Source organism: Streptomyces sp. NPDC030840 (assembly GCF_055572015.1).
The window spans coordinates 164,564-183,199 of record NZ_JBVIEE010000004.1 but is presented as its reverse complement, the minus strand read 5'-3'; the positions used below and the strand labels follow the sequence as shown (position 1 = coordinate 183,199).

Below are 18,636 nucleotides of genomic sequence, written 5' to 3'. Positions count from 1 at the left end.
GGCCGCGTGAGCCCCGCGGCCGGCGCCGGCCTCAGGGCCTGGCCGCGAACGCCGACAACCGTACGGAGATCTGCTCCCGGCCGCCGCCGTTCTGCACCGGCGCCGCCGTGAGGACGTCCAGGTGCTGGTAGCCGGGCAGGACGACCGGGTTCCCGTCGGCGGGGACGTGGTCGGCGAGGATGCCGTCGCCCGCGAGGAAGGTGACACGGGGATTGGCGGTCAGGCCGCCCGGGTGGACCAGCTTGCGGGCGAGCTGGGGGTCGTCGATCAGCTGGATGTCCGTGACCAGCCGGGTCGGGAAGTAGTCCTCGGTGAAGTCCAGCGGCTGTTCGGCGAGGCTGCGGGCCAGCTCCCGGATGTCCGTGACCTCCTTGGCGGCCGTCGTGAAGGGCGTGCCGTCCTTGGAGCGGTGCACCGGGTCGTCGGGCGCGCCCACGCGGTCGAAGTTCCGCCAGGTGTGGAGCGGGCCGTCGGGCTGGTCCGGGATCGCCTTCAGCTCCGTACCGAACAGGGCCGGTGAGCCCTCGACGTCGTTCGAGACGGGGAACTCCTTGTCGGTGATCCGGCCGCCGCCGGGGCTGTCGAACAGGCCCACGCTGGTCTGGAGGAACGCCAGCGGCGCCGAGTTGTCGTCCATGAAGGCGCCGAGCACCGCCGCGTTGGTGAGGCGGAAGTCCCTGATCGTCGGCCTGCCGCTGAGGAACACGCCCGCGTCCTTGGAGAAGAGGGTGCGGGACGTGACGTCCAGATTGGTGTTGCGGGGCACCGTCTCCAGCAACGCGGACTCGGCGTCCGGGGCGTTACGGGCCGCCAGACCGCCGATCGCCAGGAGGTTCATCGTCTCGGGATTGAGGACCACGGGCAGGCCGAGGAAGCGCGGCAGGACGCCGGTACGCAGCCCGGCCCGCACGGCGGCGAGTCCGAGACCGGTGTCCGGGACGGTGCCCTCGGGGAGGAGGGTGCCGTTCAAGGACCCGTCCCCGCCGCCCCCGTCTCCGTCGCCGGAGTTGCCCTGGAGGTCGTCCAGCGACGTGGAGATCGTCGTGTCCAGCGCGAAGTAGCCGGCGCACTGGTTGAACCCCGCGTCGGCCGTCGTCGCGGCATTCCCGTCGAAGTCCCAGGTGGCGAAGACCCCGGTGAGCACCCCGCCCAGCGAGTGCCCGCCGCACAGCACCTTCTCCTTGCGCAGCCGCTGGTCGGGGAGTTCGGCGGCCAGCAGGTCGTACTGGTCGCGGACGGTCTGCTCCAGACCGACCTCCGCGAGCCAGCCGGCCTGATCACTGGTCAGGAAACCCGAGAACCTGCGGCCGTCGACCTCACCGCCGCCGTAGTAGTAGTCGACGGCCCTGGCGGTGTCTCCGCTCGCGATCCCGGTGTTGTCCTCCAGACAGTTGGACCTGCGGTCCAGCGCCCAGAACTCGATGTGCTTCCCCTGCCCGGCCGCCGCCTTCACGGTGTTGCGGGCCACGCTGTCGAAGGCGCCCGCGCCCTCCAGGATCCCCGGCTGGGCGACGAGGATCCTGTCCGCCGCGGCGGAGTCGGCCGGGCCGGACGCGGACCGGTAGCGCAGGTACCACAGCCGGTCGCAGCGCTCGGGGTGGGCGCCGGCGGAGGCGGGCAACGGCACCCGCAGGGAGACCCGGGTCTCGACGACGTCGGTGACGGGGGACGTGGACGCCACGGGTGTCTCCGTACGGGACACGGCCGCGGCGCCGCTGTCGGCAGCGGCCACGGTGGCGCTGTCGGCGCGGGCCGCGGTGGCGTCCCTCGCGGGTGCGCCGTCCGCCGCCCGTGCGCCGTCCGCCGCCGGTGCGCCGTCCGCCGCCGGTGCCGTGGCGAGCACGGCTGCCACCAGCGCTCCGGCAGTTCCGGCGCGTAACCATGACCTCGTGTGGTGTGTGCCTGTTGCGCTCATGGGGCTGGACTGTAACCACGGGTAACACCTAGGGCTATCGCGGAATCCGAGCAAGCGTGGCGCCTGACCGCTCATATCCCCGCAAGGTCCGGTGGAGTCGCTCATCAGCTGATGTGTACGGGCGTACGCAACGATGTGTACACTCGTACACATGGGATACGTACTCCTCGCCGGAGCCATCGCCGCCGAGGTCGCCGCGACGACCGCCATGAAGTACAGCGACGGCTTCAGCAGGCTGGGGCCTTCGCTGATCACCTTCCTCGGATATGTCGTGTCCTTCGTGCTGCTCGCGCAGACTCTGAAGACGCTGTCGATCGGCACGGCGTACGCGATCTGGTCCGGGGCGGGCACCGCGACCGTCGCCCTGCTCGGGCTGGTGCTGTTCGGGGAGGGCCTGAGCGTCGCCAAGGTCACCGGGATAGCGCTGATCATCGGGGGAGTGGTGGTGCTGAACCTGGGAGGCGCGCACTGATGCCCCGCAGGTACGACCCCGAGCGGCGGCAGCGGATCATCGACGCCGCGATCCGGGTCGTCGGCGCGCAGGGCCTCGCCGGGCTGAGTCACCGGTCGGTGGCCGCCGAGGCGGATGTGCCGCTCGGCTCGACGACGTACCACTTCAAGACCCTCGACGAGCTGATGGTCGCGGCGTTGCGTCAGGCCAACGAGGGGTTCGCCAAGGCTGTCGCCGCGCGTGGCGCGCTGCAGGACCCCGGGGTCGATCTGGCCGGTGAGCTCGCCGCGCTGACCGGGGAGTGGCTCGCGGGGGATCGCACGGGGGTGGAACTGGAGTACGAGCTGTACCTCGCGGCTCTGCGGAGGCCCGCGTTGCGGTCTGTCGCGGCGGAGTGGGTGCGGGAGTTCGCCGATCTGCTCGCTCGGCGTACCGATCCGGTTACCGCGCGGGCCGTGGTCGCTCTGGTGGACGGGATCTGTCTGCAGGTGTTGCTGACGGGGGTGGCGTATGACGAGGGGTATGCGCGGGAGATGTTGGGGCGTGTGTTGACGCGCTGACGTGGCGGCCGGGTTTTTCCTCGCCCCCGCCGCCCCTACCCGTCCCATCCCCAGGGGCGCTGCCCCTTCGACCCCGCCAAGGGGGCTGCGCCCCCTGGACCCCCGTCCTTTTCGGGGCTCCGCCCCGGACCCCGTTCGGGGGCCGGCCCCCGGACCCCCGCTCCTCAAACGCCGGAGGGGCTGGATGGTGCGTGGCGGGGCTGGGTGGTCCGGTGGGGCTGGGTGGCCCGGGTGGGGCTGGATGGTGCGTGGGCTCGGTGGTGCCGGGGGGACTGGATGGTGCCGCGGGCTCGGTGGTGCACACAGTGCAGGCCGGGCTGGTGGTCTGGGTGGGGCTGCCGGTGGTCTGGGTGGGGCCGGATGGTGGTGGTGGGGCTGGACGGTGCGCGGCGGGGATGGATGGTGCCGGTGGGCTGGGTGGTGCGCCAGTGCTGACTGGTGCAGGCGGGCTTGTGGTCTGGGTGGGGCTGGATGGTGGTGGTGGGGCTGGTCGGTGCGCGGCGGGGATGGATGGTGCCGGTGGGCTGGACCGTGTGGGCGAGGCTGGATGGTGCGCGGCGGCGCTGGAGCGGGCGGGCCGGGCTGCGTGCGGGCCGCGCTGGCGGGGGCGAGGCCGTGTTGGGCTTTTCCCGGCCGGGGCTTGGGTTTTCGGCTGAGGCTGGGCTTATCCAGCCCGTCCGGCGTTTGAGGACGAGGCCGTCAGGCCTATGCGGGGGCCTGGGGGCGCAGCCCCCAGGGACAGGATGGGACGGGTAGGGGCGGCGGGGGCGAGAGAAGCCCTGGCGCCGACGACCGGCACATGAGACGCCCCTCCCACCGGTTCGCCTCCGCGGCCCCCCGCCGGTTAGGTTGCCCCCATGACCGACACGACTGCTCCTCGCACCACCGGCGCCGTGGCCGCCGGTCTCGCCACGATCGCCGCCGACGGCACCGTCCTCGACACCTGGTTCCCCGCACCCGAGCTGACGGCCGAGCCCGGACCGGCCGGCAGCGAGCGGCTGTCCGCCGAGAGGGCCGTCGAACTGCTCGGCGAGGGCGCCGCGAAGGCGATCGGCCCGGACGCCCGCCGGGGCGTCGAGGTGGTCGCGGTCCGCACGGTCATCGCCTCCCTCGACGAAAAGCCGATCGACGCGCACGACGTCTACCTGCGCCTGCACCTGCTCTCGCACCGGCTCGTCAAGCCGCACGGCCAGAGCCTCGACGGCATCTTCGGCTTCCTCGCCAACGTCGCCTGGACCTCGCTCGGGCCGGTCGCCGTCGACGACCTCGAGAAGGTCCGGCTCAACGCGCGCGCCGAAGGACTGCACCTCCAGGTGACGTCCGTCGACAAGTTCCCGCGCATGACGGACTACGTCGCCCCCAAGGGCGTCCGTATCGCCGACGCGGACCGCGTGCGGCTCGGCGCGCACCTCGCCGAGGGCACCACCGTGATGCACGAGGGCTTCGTGAACTTCAACGCGGGCACGCTCGGCACCTCGATGGTCGAGGGCCGCATCTCCGCCGGCGTCGTCATCGGCGACGGCTCCGACATCGGCGGTGGGGCGTCCACGATGGGCACCCTGTCCGGCGGCGGGAACGTGATCATCTCCATCGGCGAGCGGTGCCTGATCGGCGCCGAGGCGGGCGTGGGCATCGCCCTCGGCGACGAGTGCGTCGTCGAGGCCGGCCTGTACGTCACCGCCGGCACCCGCGTCACCATGCCCGACGGCCAGATCGTCAAGGCCCGCGAGCTCTCCGGGGCCTCCAACATCCTGTTCCGCCGCAACTCCGTCAGCGGCGCGGTCGAGGCCCGCCCGAACAACGCGGTCTGGGGCGGCCTGAACGAGATCCTGCACAGCCACAACTAGGATCCGCCAGTACCGCCAGGACCGCGCGGTCCAGGACGAGGGCGCCCTCCCGCGAGCAGCGGGAGGGCGCCCGGCTTTCTTCGCGGTGCCTCGCGGCCAAGTGGCATAGCAGCGCCCGGCCGCGCGCGTCACAAGGAGTGCAGGGGTGGGGCACAGGGCACCGCCGGGGAAGAGAAGGTGACGATGGATGCCGAAGGCCAGGAGAGTTTCCGGGAGTTCGTGGCCGGCCGGTCGCCGGCGTTGCTGAAGACGGCGGTGCTGCTGAGCGGCGGGGACCGGCACGCGGCGGAGGACCTGCTGCAGAACGCCCTGATCAAGGCCGCGGGACGATGGCACCGTATCGACGAGCCCGAGGCGTACGTCCGCCAGATCCTGTACCGGCAGCAGGTCAGCCGCTGGCGCCTGAAGTGGCGGCGCCGCGAGGTCAGCGTCGCCGAACCGCCGGAGGCGAGCGGCCCCTCGGACGGCGCGGCCGCCGCCGAACTGCGCCTGCTCATGCGCGGTGCGCTGGCCCGGCTCACCGCCCGCCAGCGGACCGTGCTGGTCCTGCGCTACTTCGAGGACCTGCCGGAGGCCGACGTGGCCCGCATCCTCGGCTGCTCGGTCGGCACCGTACGGTCCACCACGCACCGGTCGCTCGCCCGGCTGCGCGCCCTCGCGCCCGAGCTGGCCGCGCTCGGGCCGGCCGACGCCGAGCGGGATCCGTCGTCCCGCGACTACTCGCCCATGGAGGTGCGTCCGTGAACGTCGACGAACTGGTGCGTGACGCGCTCCGCGAGCAGGCCGCCGAACCCGCGCCCGTCCCGCCGGGCTTCGCCGACCGGGTGCTGACCGTCCGGCGCCGCCGCCGGAACCGCACGATCGTGGGCGCCGCCGCCGTCACGGCCCTCGCCGTCGGCGCGGGGCTGGTGCCCGCCCTGTCCGGGGGCGGGGAGGACGTCCGGCCCGCGAGCGAGATGAACAAGAGCGACATCATCGGGCACCCCCGCCAGTCACCGCCCCGGGACATGATCGCCGCGGGCGACACGGCACTGGCCGCGTTCTTCGTGCGGGAGAACGACAAGCAGCCGGGCGGGGACGTGATCTCCAAGCGGGTGTACGGGCTGCTCGACCAGAAGACCGGAAAGTACCGCAAGGCCAAGTGGGCCTTCCTGGACGTCGCCCCCGGTATGCGCACCGCCGCCGTGCTGGAGGGCGAACTGCCCGCCCGGCGCATCGGTCTGCTCGACATGATCACCGGCAAGGTGAATCGCTGGATCCCGGTCGAGCACGGGGTGGCCGGGGTCGCCTTCTCGCCCGACGGCGAGAAGCTCGTGGCGACGACCTACTCCAAGAACCCCGACCGCAGCTTCGTCGACCACCCCCAGAAGGTCGACGGCAAGACGGTCCCGGGGCCCGTGGCCAGCCGGACCGGGTTCTCCGTCGTGGACGTGGACTCCGGCAAGGAGGAGTGGCACAAGGCGCCCTACTGGAAGGACGAGATGGGCTGGGCGCCCAACCCCCGCGGGGACTTCGAGTTCAGCCACGACGGCAAGTACGTGTACGCGGGAATCTCCGAGGAACCGGGGCGGGAGTACTACGACCTGGACGGCAACAGGACGGGCATTCCGCCGGCCGAGAAGCACATCAGCTGGGCGGAGGCGGGCCTCTCGCCCGACGGGAAGCTCGTCGGGGGCCCCTTCGCGGGCGACGGTGACGAGATCTCCTCGGAGATCCTCGACTCGCGCACCGGCGAGCGCGTCACGACCGTTCCGGGGCAGCAGCTCCTCGCCTGGGCCGACAACAAGCGGCTCATCGCCTGGGGATGCGACCCCAGGCGGTGCAGCGGCACGGACGAGTTCCGCAACCAGCTCCTGCTCATCACCATCGGCAGCGACAAGGTCGTCCAGCTCAGCGACTTCCGCAAGGCGTCGGCCGACTATCCGGGCCGCTGGGTCCCGATGTTCACCGAGCGCTGGAGCTGACCAGCTCCTCGTACGCCGCCAGCAGCTCGTCGGCCGTCTCCCGGCCGGCGGGCCGCAGCGGCGACCGCACCGGACCGGCCGGCAGCCCCAGCCGCCCGAGCAGCGCCTTCGCGGTGACGGTGCCGGGCAGGCCTGAGCCCATCATCAACTCCGTGAGCGGGATGGTGAGCCGCTGAAGCCGGGCCGCGTCGGCGGTCCGGCCCGCGTCGAACGCGTCGATGACTGCCCGGAAGTGACGAGGTGTCACATTGGCCACGGTGCTGACATAGCCGCTCCCGCCGATCGCGTACAGCGCCAGCACGTACTCGTCGCAGCCCGTGTAGTACGCCAACTCCGTCTCCGCCAGCACCTTCTGCGTGCCGAGCAGGTCGTACGCGCAGTCCTTGACCGCCACGATCCGCGGATGGCCGGCGAGCCGGATCATGGTCTCCGGCTCGATGCGGGTGCCGGTGCGGCCGGGGATGTCGTAGAGGGCGATCGGCAGCCCGGCGGCGTCGGCGAGCTCGCGGAAATGGGCCTCGACGGCGTCCTGTGGAGGTCTGCTGTAGTACGGCGTGACCGCCAACAGGCCGTCCGCGCCCGCCTTCTCGGCCGCCAGGGCGAGCTCCACGCTGTGCCGCGTGTCGGCCGTGCCGACGCCCGCGACGATGTGGGCGCGGTCCCCGACCGCCGCGCGGACCGCGCGCACGAGCTCCGCCTTCTCCGCGTCCGACGTGGTGGGCGACTCGCCCGACGTACCGGACAGGACCAGACCGTCGCAGCCCCCGGTCACCAGACGGTCGGCGAGGCGCTGCGCGCCGTCCAGATCCAGAGCGCCCTCCGCGGTGAAGGGCGTGATCATCGCGCACAGGGCGCGGCCGAAGGGGGCGGGGCGGCACCCGCGGGGAGTCGTCGGAGTCGTCGGAGTCGTCATGGAGGCAGTCTCGACCGGACGAGAGTGAAGCTCCACTTAATTCTCCTACGAGGTAACGGGAAGAGAAGCTACACGGACGTGTCGTGCGCCCTTGCCGCGGAGGTACCAGGCCCTGGTGCCAAGCCGCCCCTTTTGGGTCACCATGGCGAGGAAGGCCGGCAAACGTCAGGTCACGGTCATGGGAGGCGTCATGAGGCTCGGCAAGGCACTCGCCACCGGGGTCGCGGAGGAGCAGGAGCAGCCGTACGAGGAGGAGTTGCTTCTCCCCGAGGAGGCCGAGGAGGCCGAGGCGCCGCAGACGGCCGCGGCCGAAGAGGTACCGGTAGCGCGATGAGACTGCGGCTCCCCGAGGAACGTCCGGCGGAGCCGCCGACCGGGTACAAGATCGCCCACCCGATGCTGTCCCAGGACGGCTCGCGGGCCGGGTTCACCGGGGTGTCGCTGGGCGGCGCGCTGCCGTACGGGGTCCTCGACGAGGCCCGGTGCGTCTACGGGCTCAAGCACCGTGCCCCCGCGCGCCTGTGCGACTGCGGCTTCCACTGCGTGCACGACCCCGCGGCGGCCGAGGCCCTGCTGTGCACGGCCGAGCACCGCGCGGCCGTGCTGCTGGAGGTCTCCGTCCTCGGCTCGTACATCCGCTTCGAGCTCGGCTTCCGGTACGCGCGCCAGCGGGTGCGGTGGGCGACGGTCGGGCCCTGCACGTGCGGCGCGGCGGCCGTGGCGCTGGCCGACGCCGGCTGGGGGCGGCCGGGCTGGCGCGCCCTGGCCGGTGCGTGCGCGGGCTGCCTGCGCGGGCGTACGTCCCTGTCGCTCGCGACGTTCGCGCGGCTGGCGGGGGGCGGGTTGCGGGTGCGGGTGGCCGGGGGGAGTGCGGGTGCGGGTGCGGGTGTGGGTTCGGGTTCGGGTGCGGGTGCGGTGGTGAGCGGTCCGTCAGGTCGCCCGTCCGCTCTACCCCATGCGTCGTCCGGCGCGATGCCCGGTCCGTCGTCCGATGCCGCGATGCCCAGTTCGTCGTCCAACGCGTCCTCCCATCCCTCATCCGGTCCATTCGGCCCGTCCGGTTCGCCCGGACTGCCCGGGCTGCCTGGGGATCTGGGTGTCCCCGAGCTCATCGCCGAGGCGGCGCTGCTGCAGGCGCGGCTCGACTGGTTCCAGAGCCAGCTGGCCAGACTCGGCGAGGGGCCCGGACCCGGGGCGCCGCCGCGGGGATCGTCTCCGCAGGGGTAGCGCGGCCAGGGCCGGGTACTCGGAGAGGCCCCGGACGAGAGGAGGCGGCACAGTGACCGGGACCCTGGACACCAGGCCCGCGCGACCCACGGCGGCCGAGCGCCACGAGCGCCATTCCGTCGGTGAACTGGTCGGGCAGGCAACTGAACAGCTCTCCACGCTCGTACGGCAGGAACTCGCCCTCGCCAAGGAGGAGATCGCCGAGAAGGGGCGGCGCGCGGGCCGAGGCGGCGGGCTGCTGGGTGCGGCCGGCGCCGTCGGCTACGTGGGCCTCATGGCCCTGTCGGGCGCCGGCGTGGCGGCACTCTCGCTGGCGGTGCCCGTGTGGGCCGCCGCGCTCATCATCACGGGAGTGCTCTTCGCCATCGCGGCCGTGCTGGCGGCGACCGGGCGCGCCCAGCTGCGTCGTGCGAAGCCGGCCACGCCCGCGCGGGCCATCGACAGCGTCAGGGCGGACGTCGAGGAGATCAAGGGAAGGGCGCACCGATGACGAGTACCTCCGGTGGTTCGGCCGGTTCGACGGGTTCGGCCGGGGCCAAGGGGCCCGACGAACTGCGGCAGCAGATCGAGATGACGCGTCACCAACTGGGTGACACCGTGGAGGAGTTGGTCGCCAAGACCGACGTGAAGGCGCGGGCCCGGGCCCAGGTGGCCGAGCTGAGGGGCACGGCGTCCCATGCGGCGCACTCCGTGCGGGAACGGGTGCCTAGCGTGCGTACGCCGCGGGCCGTGGTGATCGGCGGTGTGGGTGTGGGCGTCGCCGCGGCGGCCGCGGGCGCGCTGGCCTGGCGACAGCATGACGCTCCGCGGGTTCTGCTGAGTGGGCGTCGGGGTGGTCCGGGGGCGCTGTTGAGTGGGCGTCGCGGTGGTCCGGGGGCGCTGTTGAGTGGGCGTCGCGGTGGTCCGGGGGCGCTGTTGAGTGGGCGTCGCGGTGCTCCGCGGGTGCTGTTGAGTGGGCGCCGTGGTTCCTCCGCGGCACTCCGCCGCGATGTCGCCCGGCGTCTGCGCCGGCTCCGGGACCGGTAGCGGGTGGCCCCTCGGGGGCGTGCGTTCGCGTCTGCCCGGTTCTGTGTGGGAGCGGCTGAGGGTCGGTTCTGGCTTGTCGCGCAGTTCCCCGCGCCCCTTGGGGGCGTGCCCCGCCGGTCGTCGAGTGTCTGCGGCCCCTCGGGGGCTGGTGCGCCTACGCGATTGATCGTGGTCGGGGGCGCGTCGGGAGGTCTCCGTCCTCGGTCCGGCGGTGCTGCGGGTGCATCAGCCTCTCGGTGGCGGACGCCGGCCGCTGCGGGCGGACACCTCCCGGCCCGCCCCCTTGGGCGCGTCGGCGACTCCAGGTGAGTGGTGGTGCCGGTGCCTGCGCGTTGGTGCGCGGCGGCCGGTTGGGGTGCGCAAATGATGCCGGGTGCGGCTCGTGATCTTCAGGGGCGCGGGGAACTGCGCGATCAACGACGACGGACCCGCGGTAGCCCCACGGACAAAACCCGCAGACGAGAGCGTCCCTGCCCTTGACCTCAGGCTTGGTTGAGGTTGAAAGGTGATCGATACACGCACCCGTACCGATCACCGGAGGCCGACATGCCCCGCCGTACCCACACCCATCCCCGACTCGACCTCGCCGACGTGGGGGCGCCCTTCTTCAGCACCTGGAAGGTGGGGACACCGCTCCGCCAGCGGCAGACCGTGGAGGCCGTGGCCGCCGCCTGGGAGCGGCGGCCCTGGCCCACGGACTCGCTGCTCGGGTACCACCTCTACACCGGGCTGGACGGCTCGACCCTGCTCCACCACTCGCAGTGGACCGACGAGCAGGCGTACGAGGCGTTCGTGAGGACTCAGCGGCAGGAGCGCAACGACGAGATCGACACCGCCGTGCCGGGCATCGAGCGCCAGTGGCTCGGACGGTACCGCCGGTACCGCAGCCTGACGCGGGACGAGCCACCGGTACCGGGCTGCATCGTGATCGTCGACGTCGAGTTCGAGGGGGCCGACCCCGGCCGGCAGCGGGCCTGGGTCGACGCCGTCCTCGACGCCCTCGCCGCGGAGCCGGACCCGCACCCCGGCGGCATCTCCGCCCACTTCCACCTCTCCACCGACGGCACCAGGGTCCTCAACTACGCCGAGTGGGAGACCGCCCAGGCCCACATCGACGCCCTCACCGCACCCGGCGACGGGATCGGCACGCCGGCGGCCCGCGAGCGGTGGGAGCGGGTGCAGACATGGCCCGGGCTGAAGAGCAGCACGGTCAGCCGGTACAGCCACGCCCTGGGTCTCGTCCCCGAGTGACGCTCACCTGACGGTTCCGGTCCTCCTACCCTTTCGCCGAAAAGTTCAGCCGTCTGGACAAAAAAAGTTTTCGGTGGGAGGGTGGAGCCATGTTGGACGTGACCGTGATCGAGGACCCGGAGGCGGCAGCCGTCTCGCTGGACCCCATACGGGCCCGGTTGCTCGCCGAGCTGGCGGCCGGACCCGCGTCGGCCGCCATGCTGGCCGGCAAGGTCGGACTGCCCCGGCAGAAGGTGAACTACCACCTCAAGGCCCTGGAGCGGCACGGCCTGGTGGAGCTGGCGGGCGAGCGCCGCAAGGGCAACGTCACCGAGCGGCTGATGCGGGCGACCGCCGCGTCGTACGTCATCTCGCCCCTCGCGCTCGCCGCCCTGCAGCCCGACCCGGACCGCTTCCGGGACCAGCTCTCCGCCCGCTGGCTGCTCGCGCTCGGCGCCCGGCTCGTCCGGGACGTCGGCACCCTGATCAGAGGCGCGGCGAAGGCCCGCAAGCGACTCGCCACCTACGCGCTCGACGGCGAGGTGACCTTCGCCTCCGCCGCCGACCGGGCCGCCTTCATCGAGGAGCTGACCGCCGGTGTGAGCGCCCTCATCCGCAAGTACGACGCCCCCGGTGCCGAGGCGGGCCGCGGCCACCGGATCGTCGTCGCCGTCCATCCCACGGTCAAGCCGGAGAGCGATGAGCCGAGGGGCGCCGAACCCGAGGCTTTCCCCGGACTTCCCCGATGACACGACCACTTGATGTGCAGGAGCCCACCATGTCCAAGGAATTCGAGATCGTCAGCGAGTTCGAGGTCGACGCCACACCCGAGCAGGTGTGGGACGCCTTCACCAGCGGCACCGGCGGCTGGCTGTGGCCGATGGAGGCCCCCGAGCCGCGCGAGGGCGGCAAGGGCCCCTTCGGTTCCACCGTGACCGCATGGGACCCGCCGCGCCGGTACACCAACCGCGTCGAGGACGTGGAGGGCATCTCCGAGCAGACCCTCAACCAGCTCGACTACACGGTCGAGCCGCGCGACGAGGGCCGCCGCGCCTGGGTGCGGTACGTCCACAGCGGCATCTTCGTCGACGACTGGGACAACCAGTACGACGGCGCCGCCAAGCACACCGACTTCTACCTGCACACCCTGCGCCAGTACCTGACGTACTTCGACGGGCGGCCGGTCGCCTTCACCACGTTCGACGGGCCCGAGGCGTCCAAGGCACCCGACGCGTTCGCCGCCGTCGGCCGAGCGCTCGGTCTCACGGACGAGACCGGTGAGGGCGAGCGCGTCCGGGCGCGGGGGCCCGAGGGGCAGACCCTCGACGCCGTGGTCGACTACCGCAACCCGTACTTCATCGGGCTGCGTACGGACACCGCGCTCATCCGCTTCTTCGGCCGCAACCACTGGGGCTACATGGTCGGCGTCAGCATCCACGACTTCGCTCCGGACGCCGACGCGGGACACGACGAACTCGCGTGGAAGGGCTGGCTGAACGGGGTGTTCGGCGCCTGAACCCGTCCCGGTGCGCGACTGAGCCCGGCCCCCTGACGAGGGCCGGGCTCAGTGGTCGACCAGCCGTGGGAGCTAGGGGCGGAACCGCAGCACCTGCGGGTCGTGGTCGCTGATCTGGTCGTGGAACTCCGCGTTGATGTGCACGCTGTCGTACGTGAACTCGCAGCTCCGCCGGATCGACGGGCTGATCAGGATCTGGTCCAGGACCTGGCTGTTGCCCTGGTAGTCGTACGTGTAACGCTCGCTCTTGGGCAAGGACTTGATCGCCGACCACAGGGCGCCGTCGTCCTCCAGGAGCTTCGCCGTGCCGGAGAACTCGAAGTCGTTGATGTCACCGAGGGCGATGACGTCCGCGTCCTTCTGCGTCGCCAGGACCTCCTTGACGAACGTGTTCACCGCGGTCGCCTGGAGGTGGCGCTGGGTCTCCGAACTGCGCGTCGGCGGCTGGTACTGCGCGTGCAGCGACTGGTCGCCGCCCTTCGACGCGAAGTGGTTCGCGATCAGGAACACCGTCTTGCCGCGGAAGGTGAACTCGCCGACGAGCGGCTTGCGGCTGTTCTTCCAGGCCTCGTTGGCCGGGTCGATGCGACCGGGGGAGACGGTCAGCTGCGCCCTGCCGCGCACCTTCGTCACGCCGACCGCCGTGGTCGCGTCGCCGCCGGCGCGGTCGGTGAAGGAGACCCGCTCGGGGTTGAACAGGAACACCTGGCGGATGTTGCCGCCCGGTTCGCCGCCGTCCGCGACGTTGACCGGGTCGATGGACCGCCACTCGTAGGCCGGACCGCCGGTCGCCGCGATCGCGTCGACCAGCTTCTTCACCGTCTGGTCGGCGGCTACCGTGCCGTCGTTCGTCGCGCCGTTGTTGTCCTGGATCTCCTCCAGGGCGACGATGTCGGGCGACTGGAGGTTGTTCACGATCGCGTTCGCGTGGTCCGCGAACGTGCTGTCGGACGGGTCCAGGTTCTCGACGTTGTACGTCGCCACCGCGAGCTCGCCGCGCGACTGCTTGCGGGTCGTCTCGCGCTCCAGGCCGCCCTGCTCCAGGGTGCCGAGCCGGCTCGCGACGAGCGTGTAGCCGCCGAACTGGTTGTAGTCCAGCGGGCCGGCCGTCGTACCCGCCAGCGTGTCACCCACGTTCGCCTTCGGGAAGTCGGCGACCGCGCCCAGCGACTGGATCTGCAGCCGGCCGGTGTTCTGCGAGGTGTACGAGCCGTAGACGGTGCCGCCGCGCCGGTTGGCGTTCTCCCACGGCTTCACCGTGACCCACAGTTCGGTGAACGGGTCGGTGGCGGTGACCACGCGGGCGTCGGCGACCTGGACGTTCATGCCCTCCAGGGACTCGTAGTAGTCCAGGGCGTACTTCCGGGGCTCCAGGGGCAGCCCGTTGATCGAACCGCTCGCGGCCGCGTCACCGGCCGGTGTGTACGCGGACGGCACCGACCTGGCGTCGACGACCGCGGCGGCCGGAACGGCGTTGCCACCGGAGACCACCGTCACCGTCGGGCGGGAGATCTCCGTCAGGGACTGGTTTCCGGACGACGTGCCCCCCGGTACGAATTCGGTCACCGTGCCGGAGACGGTGACCGCGTCGCCGACGGCGACCTTCGGGGCGGAACCGGTGAAGACGAAGACGCCCTCACTCGTGGCCGGGTTGTCGTCGGCCTGCGGGTCCTGTATCCAGAAGCCGCGCGACGAGCCGTAGGTCCGGACGCCCGTGACGATGCCCGCCACGTTCGTGACCTGCTGGCCGGCCAGCGGGGACATCCTGGTGGTGCCCTGGATGTCATGGATGCTCACGGTGTCCGCGTGGGCGGTGCTGGTGACCACCACAGTGGACGCCGCGGAACAGGCGACGGCGACGGTGAGCGCGGCGATGCGCGCGGTTCTCCTGCTCGGCAAGGGAATCCCTCCGGGGACGTGCGTGGGCGCCGGGACGAGAGTGGAACGACGGGCGAAAAGCAACCGGTGGGGCGGTGGCGACGCGCGTAGAAACCGGGTCGGGCAGCCGTGCGGGAGCTACTCGTGAGTTTCTACGCGCGTCAATCTCCTGCCTGCTCAGGCCAGTTGTCAAGGTTTCAGCCATGTACGGCTCCTGGCGGGATCGTGAACTGGGCGGCATGGGGGGAAATCCGTCTAGGCTGAGCCGCAGATGGTGTTGCGGGCCGGTGACCGGCTCTCGTGTGTCCGGAAGGCGGCCGCGGCGCCGGGTGCGCGTACTGCCCGCCCTGATGGTTCGTGTTTGACTGGCCAGTGGTGCCGTAGATGCCGCAGCACCTGACTCGTGGTGGTGTGGTGCACCGGCGCGGAGGCGCCGCGGGGCCCGCCAAGTTCGTCCGGAGGAGAAACCAGCCGATGTCAGACAGCTCCCCCCTGCCGCCGGTGCGGCTGCACTCCGAAGCGGAGCTGGCGCGGGACGCGCTCGCCACACCCCTCCTCTCGCGCGCCGCGCGGCTGGCCCGCTGGGCCGGACCTGAGACGCGTGTGGGCGTCGGCGGCGAGCTGATCGACGAGCAACTGCCGGGCGCCGCCGCCGAACTGGGTCTCACGGGCGATGACGCGGCGGCCTTCGCGAGCGAGGCATGGCGGGTGGCCGTCGACACCGGGCTCGTGGAGATCGTCGACGAGGAGGAGGGCACCGTCACCGCGGGCGCGGACCTTCGGACACTCACCGCCGGGGGCCCCCAGGACGTGCTGGCCGTCTGGCTCGGAGCGCTGGAGACCGTCCTGGCCGACGCGGCCGTGCCCGAGCTCGACGACCTCGTCGACGCCGTGGCCGAGGGCGGCCCGGTCGACCTCTCCGAGCTGGACTGGGACCCCGAGGCGGAGGCGGAGTTCCTCGACGGGGTGCTCGGCAACCTCTACCTGCTGACCGTGAGCGAGGACGGGCCGGGCGACGGTCCGCTGCCGCTCCCCGCCCTCGCCGCGTCGATGATCGTCCCCGACGACATGGGGGAGCCCACCAACGACGTGCTGGAGCAGGTGTCGGACGCGATGATGCGGCTCGACGAGCAGTTCCGGCTGCTGGAGCCGGTCGGGCTCGTCTCGTACCAGCCCGTCGACGAGGCGCTCATGGCGGACGCGGACGCGGACGCGGATCGGGACGTGGACGGGGGCAACACCACGGGGGAGCCCGCGCAGGCCGTCGACGAGACCGACGTCACGCGGTACGGGATGGTGCGGCTCACCCCGCTCGGGCTGTACGGGCTGCGGGCCCGGCTGCTGGAGGCCGGTGTTCCGGCGCCCGCGGTCGGTGATCTCGCGGACAAGGGCGCCGACGCGCTGCTCGACGGTACGGCCACCTTCCCGCAGGCCGCCGCGCAGGCCGAGACGGAGCAGTGGCTGGCCCGCCGGGAGCCCCTCGCGGCGGCCCGTGAGCTGCTGGCGGCCGCGCGGGGTTCCGATCCGGGCGCCCCGCTCCGGCGACTGCGCTGCCAGCAGGCGCTGTCCCTCGTGGGCCCCTCGGCAGAGCCCGCGCTCCGTGAGGTCCTCGACGACGCGGAACTGGGCGGGCTCGCGCGGGTCTGGCTCACCGAGCGGGGCGCCTCGGACGTGCCCGCGCCGTCCGAGGCCATGGTGTTCTGGCTGACCGTCGACACGGTGGCCGCGCAGCTGGCCGCCGAGGGCAACTCGGAGGAGCTCCAGGGGCTGGTGGAGGGGCTCGCCCGGCAGCACAGCGGATTCTTCGCCGCGGCGTGGCGGGTCGATCATCCCGCGACGCCGGATGTGCTGGAGGCGATGGGGCGTCTCCACCCCGACAAGAAGGTCGCCAAGGAGGCGCGTAAGGCGGCGTTCAAGGCGAGGTCTCAGCGGGGGGAGTGAGCGCGGGGTGTGGCGGCAGGGGGTTCCTCGCCCCCGCCGCCCCTACCCGTCCCATCCCTGGGGGCTGCGCCCCCAGACCCCCCGGTGGTGGTGGGTGGTGGGGTGGCTGGGTTGGCTGCGGGTGGGTGGGGGCTGATCGCGCAGTTCCCCGCGCCCCTGAACGGCGCGCGGTTCCCCGCGCCTCAGCCCTCCGGGTTCTGACCTCCAGCCGCTCCGGCGTTTGAGGAGCGGGGGTCCGGGGGCCGGCCCCCGAAGCGGGGTCCGGGGCGGAGCCCCGAAACGGACGAGGGTCGGGGGGCGGTCCCGAAGCGGGGTCCGGGGCGGAGTCCCGAAAGGACGGGGGTCCAGGGGGCGAAGGGGCGGGGCCCCTGGGGACGGGGCGGGTAGGGGCGGCGGGGGCGAGGTACCTCAGGGCAACGCCTCGGCGTCGGCCCACGTTCAACCGCCGTTCAGGCACGAGCGGAACCGTGTGTCCGAAAACCGGGCCCGCCACCCTCCACGGCATAACTCCACCGTCACAGGAGACACCATGTCGCTCACCCGCAGGGACTTCGCCAGACGCTCCGCGATCACCGGAGCCGGCGTCGCGCTCGCCGGCAGCGTAGGCGCCCTCGCCACCGCCCCGAACGCCCTCGCGTCCACCGGCACCGACAGCGCGGAGGAGAGCGAGGGAGCGGCGGAGCGGCACGGCGGCGGAGTCGGTTACGGACCGCTGCTCCCCGACCCGAAGGGCATCCTCGCCCTCCCCGCCGGGTTCACGTACAAGATCATCACCTACAGCGGCAGGACCAAGCTGGAGTCCGGCGAGTCCACACCCTCCAACCACGACGGCACGGCCGCCTTCCCCGGCCCCCGGGGCACCACCCTCCTCGTCAACAACCACGAGCTGAAGGGCCCCCGCAGCAAGTGGGCGTACCCCGTGCCGCTCACCGAGGGCCTCGTGTACGACCCGGCCGCGTCCGGCGGCTGCACGGTCGTCGAGGTCCGCCCCGACGGCACGGTCGCCGAGTGGGTCGGCATCGCGGGCACCTCCACCAACTGCGCGGGCGGCAGCACCCCGTGGGGCACCTGGCTCACCTGCGAGGAGAACTCCGACAGGGCCGGCGTCAACGGCATGACCAAGGACCACGGCTACGTCTTCGAGGTCGACCCCTGCGACCGGCGCGCCAACCGCGACCCCAAGCCCCTGAAGTTCTTCGGCCGTTACGACCACGAGGCCGTTGTCATCGACCCCAAGCGCGGCCACGCCTACCTCACCGAGGACGCCGCGGGCCCCAACGGCCTCTTCTTCCGATGGACCCCGCCGAAGGGCTTCGCGTACGGCCCCGGGAAGTTCCGTACGCTCGCCGACGACGCCGGCGTCCTGCAGGCGCCCAAGTGCTACGACTCCGGCGGCCGTTACGTCGACGACCTGTCCCGCGCCACCAAGATCGGCACGGTGTACGGCGTCGACTGGGTGGACGTGCCCGACCGGGACGCGAAGACCGTGGCCGTGCGCAACCAGTTCGGCGCCGGCGAAGTCACCCGCGCCCGGAAGCTGGAGGGCATGTGGTGGGGCGACGGCGGCGCGTACATCGTCTCCTCGTACGCCCGTGAGGAGAGCCCCGTCCAGCACGACGGCCAGGTCTGGTTCTACGACCCCAAGCGCCGCACCCTGACGCTGAAGGTCCTCCTCGGCGTCAACCCCGACCCGTCCGCCGACGGCGCCTTCGACGGCCCCGACAACATCACCGTCTCCCCGTACGGCGGCATCATCCTCGCCGAGGACGGCGAGGGTGTCTCGCACCTCTTCGGCGCCACGGACAGCGGCCGCACGTACCCCATCGCCCGCAACGACCTGAACGTGGGCACCGAAGAGGAGCCGGAGTACAGCGAGTTCGCCGGCGTCACCTTCTCGCCCGACGGAAAGACCCTGTACGCCAACATCCAGGACCCGGGCATCCTGCTCGCCATCACGGGCCCCTGGAAGCGCCAGAAGCGGTAACAGCCCGAAGTGGTGACACCGTAAGCGCCATTAATTCGCTCGCCCGGCCCGCGAACGTCCTCCTAAAGTAATGCACGTCCAGGTGCGAAGGCAGGACCTACTTCCACTGATAATGGGGCGGTCGCGGGTTCGAGTCCCGCCACCGGTACAACGTGCCGGTGTAGCTCAGGGGCAGAGCACCTAC

17 protein-coding genes are annotated in these 18,636 nt (G+C 72.2%); 14 read left to right on the top strand and 3 right to left on the bottom strand.

Features of this window, described 5'->3' with window-relative positions:
- Positions 1-31 precede the first annotated feature (31 nt).
- The gene (locus tag ACZ49J_RS11195; RefSeq protein WP_467451336.1) at positions 32-1,732 is read right to left on the bottom strand and encodes a hypothetical protein; all 1,701 of its coding nucleotides are present in this window, start codon (positions 1,730-1,732) and stop codon (positions 32-34) included.
- A gap of 334 nt (positions 1,733-2,066) precedes the next feature.
- Here ACZ49J_RS11195 and ACZ49J_RS11190 point away from each other — a divergent pair, with 334 nt between their 5' ends.
- The 5 genes from ACZ49J_RS11190 to ACZ49J_RS11170 all read left to right on the top strand — a co-directional run bounded on the left by ACZ49J_RS11190 (position 2,067) and on the right by ACZ49J_RS11170 (position 6,737).
- Positions 2,067-2,387: a DMT family transporter gene (locus ACZ49J_RS11190; RefSeq protein WP_467451208.1), complete on the top strand. Its 321-nt coding sequence runs from the start codon at positions 2,067-2,069 to the stop codon at positions 2,385-2,387.
- Positions 2,387-2,926 (top strand): TetR/AcrR family transcriptional regulator, encoded by a 540-nt coding sequence (locus ACZ49J_RS11185; protein WP_467451206.1) that lies wholly within the window; start codon positions 2,387-2,389, stop codon positions 2,924-2,926. Before ACZ49J_RS11190 ends, ACZ49J_RS11185 begins: the two co-directional genes overlap by 1 nt.
- 857 nt (positions 2,927-3,783) lie before the next feature.
- On the top strand, positions 3,784-4,773 hold the full coding sequence (gene dapD / locus ACZ49J_RS11180; protein ID WP_467451204.1) for a 2,3,4,5-tetrahydropyridine-2,6-dicarboxylate N-succinyltransferase: 990 nt from the start codon (positions 3,784-3,786) through the stop codon (positions 4,771-4,773).
- A 183-nt stretch (positions 4,774-4,956) separates the two neighbouring features.
- Positions 4,957-5,517, top strand: coding sequence for a SigE family RNA polymerase sigma factor (locus ACZ49J_RS11175; RefSeq protein ID WP_467451203.1), 561 nt, complete (start codon positions 4,957-4,959; stop codon positions 5,515-5,517).
- Positions 5,514-6,737 (top strand): WD40 repeat domain-containing protein, encoded by a 1,224-nt coding sequence (locus ACZ49J_RS11170; RefSeq protein ID WP_467451201.1) that lies wholly within the window; start codon positions 5,514-5,516, stop codon positions 6,735-6,737. Before ACZ49J_RS11175 ends, ACZ49J_RS11170 begins: the two co-directional genes overlap by 4 nt.
- On the opposite strand, the gene dapA is transcribed toward ACZ49J_RS11170, so the two are convergent.
- Positions 6,718-7,650 (bottom strand): 4-hydroxy-tetrahydrodipicolinate synthase, encoded by a 933-nt coding sequence (gene dapA / locus ACZ49J_RS11165; RefSeq protein ID WP_467451200.1) that lies wholly within the window; start codon positions 7,648-7,650, stop codon positions 6,718-6,720. The genes ACZ49J_RS11170 and dapA overlap by 20 nt on opposite strands.
- Positions 7,651-7,840: 190 nt before the next feature.
- Here dapA and ACZ49J_RS11160 point away from each other — a divergent pair, with 190 nt between their 5' ends.
- From ACZ49J_RS11160 to ACZ49J_RS11130, 7 genes are all read left to right on the top strand, one after another.
- Positions 7,841-7,984, top strand: a complete 144-nt coding sequence (locus tag ACZ49J_RS11160) for a hypothetical protein (protein ID WP_467451199.1) — start codon at positions 7,841-7,843, stop codon at positions 7,982-7,984.
- Positions 7,981-8,877 (top strand): hypothetical protein, encoded by an 897-nt coding sequence (locus tag ACZ49J_RS11155; RefSeq protein ID WP_467451198.1) that lies wholly within the window; start codon positions 7,981-7,983, stop codon positions 8,875-8,877. The genes ACZ49J_RS11160 and ACZ49J_RS11155 overlap by 4 nt, the downstream gene beginning before the upstream one ends.
- A gap of 52 nt (positions 8,878-8,929) precedes the next feature.
- On the top strand, positions 8,930-9,367 hold the full coding sequence (locus ACZ49J_RS11150) for a phage holin family protein (RefSeq protein ID WP_467451196.1): 438 nt from the start codon (positions 8,930-8,932) through the stop codon (positions 9,365-9,367).
- A complete protein-coding gene (locus tag ACZ49J_RS11145) occupies positions 9,364-9,903 on the top strand; it encodes a DUF3618 domain-containing protein (protein ID WP_468348784.1) in 540 nt (179 codons plus the stop codon). Before ACZ49J_RS11150 ends, ACZ49J_RS11145 begins: the two co-directional genes overlap by 4 nt.
- 546 nt (positions 9,904-10,449) lie before the next feature.
- The gene (locus ACZ49J_RS11140) at positions 10,450-11,154 is read left to right on the top strand and encodes an antibiotic biosynthesis monooxygenase (protein WP_467451193.1); all 705 of its coding nucleotides are present in this window, start codon (positions 10,450-10,452) and stop codon (positions 11,152-11,154) included.
- An 89-nt stretch (positions 11,155-11,243) separates the two neighbouring features.
- Positions 11,244-11,882, top strand: coding sequence for an ArsR/SmtB family transcription factor (locus ACZ49J_RS11135; RefSeq protein ID WP_467451192.1), 639 nt, complete (start codon positions 11,244-11,246; stop codon positions 11,880-11,882).
- A gap of 29 nt (positions 11,883-11,911) precedes the next feature.
- Positions 11,912-12,649: an SRPBCC family protein gene (locus ACZ49J_RS11130; RefSeq protein ID WP_467451190.1), complete on the top strand. Its 738-nt coding sequence runs from the start codon at positions 11,912-11,914 to the stop codon at positions 12,647-12,649.
- 72 nt (positions 12,650-12,721) lie between these two features.
- Here ACZ49J_RS11130 and ACZ49J_RS11125 read toward each other — a convergent pair whose 3' ends face one another.
- Positions 12,722-14,548, bottom strand: coding sequence for an endonuclease/exonuclease/phosphatase family protein (locus ACZ49J_RS11125; RefSeq protein WP_467451189.1), 1,827 nt, complete (start codon positions 14,546-14,548; stop codon positions 12,722-12,724).
- Between the two features lie 453 nt (positions 14,549-15,001).
- Here ACZ49J_RS11125 and ACZ49J_RS11120 point away from each other — a divergent pair, with 453 nt between their 5' ends.
- Positions 15,002-16,468, top strand: coding sequence for a hypothetical protein (locus ACZ49J_RS11120; RefSeq protein WP_467451187.1), 1,467 nt, complete (start codon positions 15,002-15,004; stop codon positions 16,466-16,468).
- A gap of 529 nt (positions 16,469-16,997) precedes the next feature.
- Positions 16,998-18,452 carry an alkaline phosphatase PhoX gene (locus ACZ49J_RS11115; protein ID WP_467451186.1) on the top strand — a complete coding sequence of 485 codons (1,455 nt, stop codon included), beginning with the start codon at positions 16,998-17,000 and terminating at the stop codon, positions 18,450-18,452.
- Positions 18,453-18,636 lie beyond the last annotated feature (184 nt).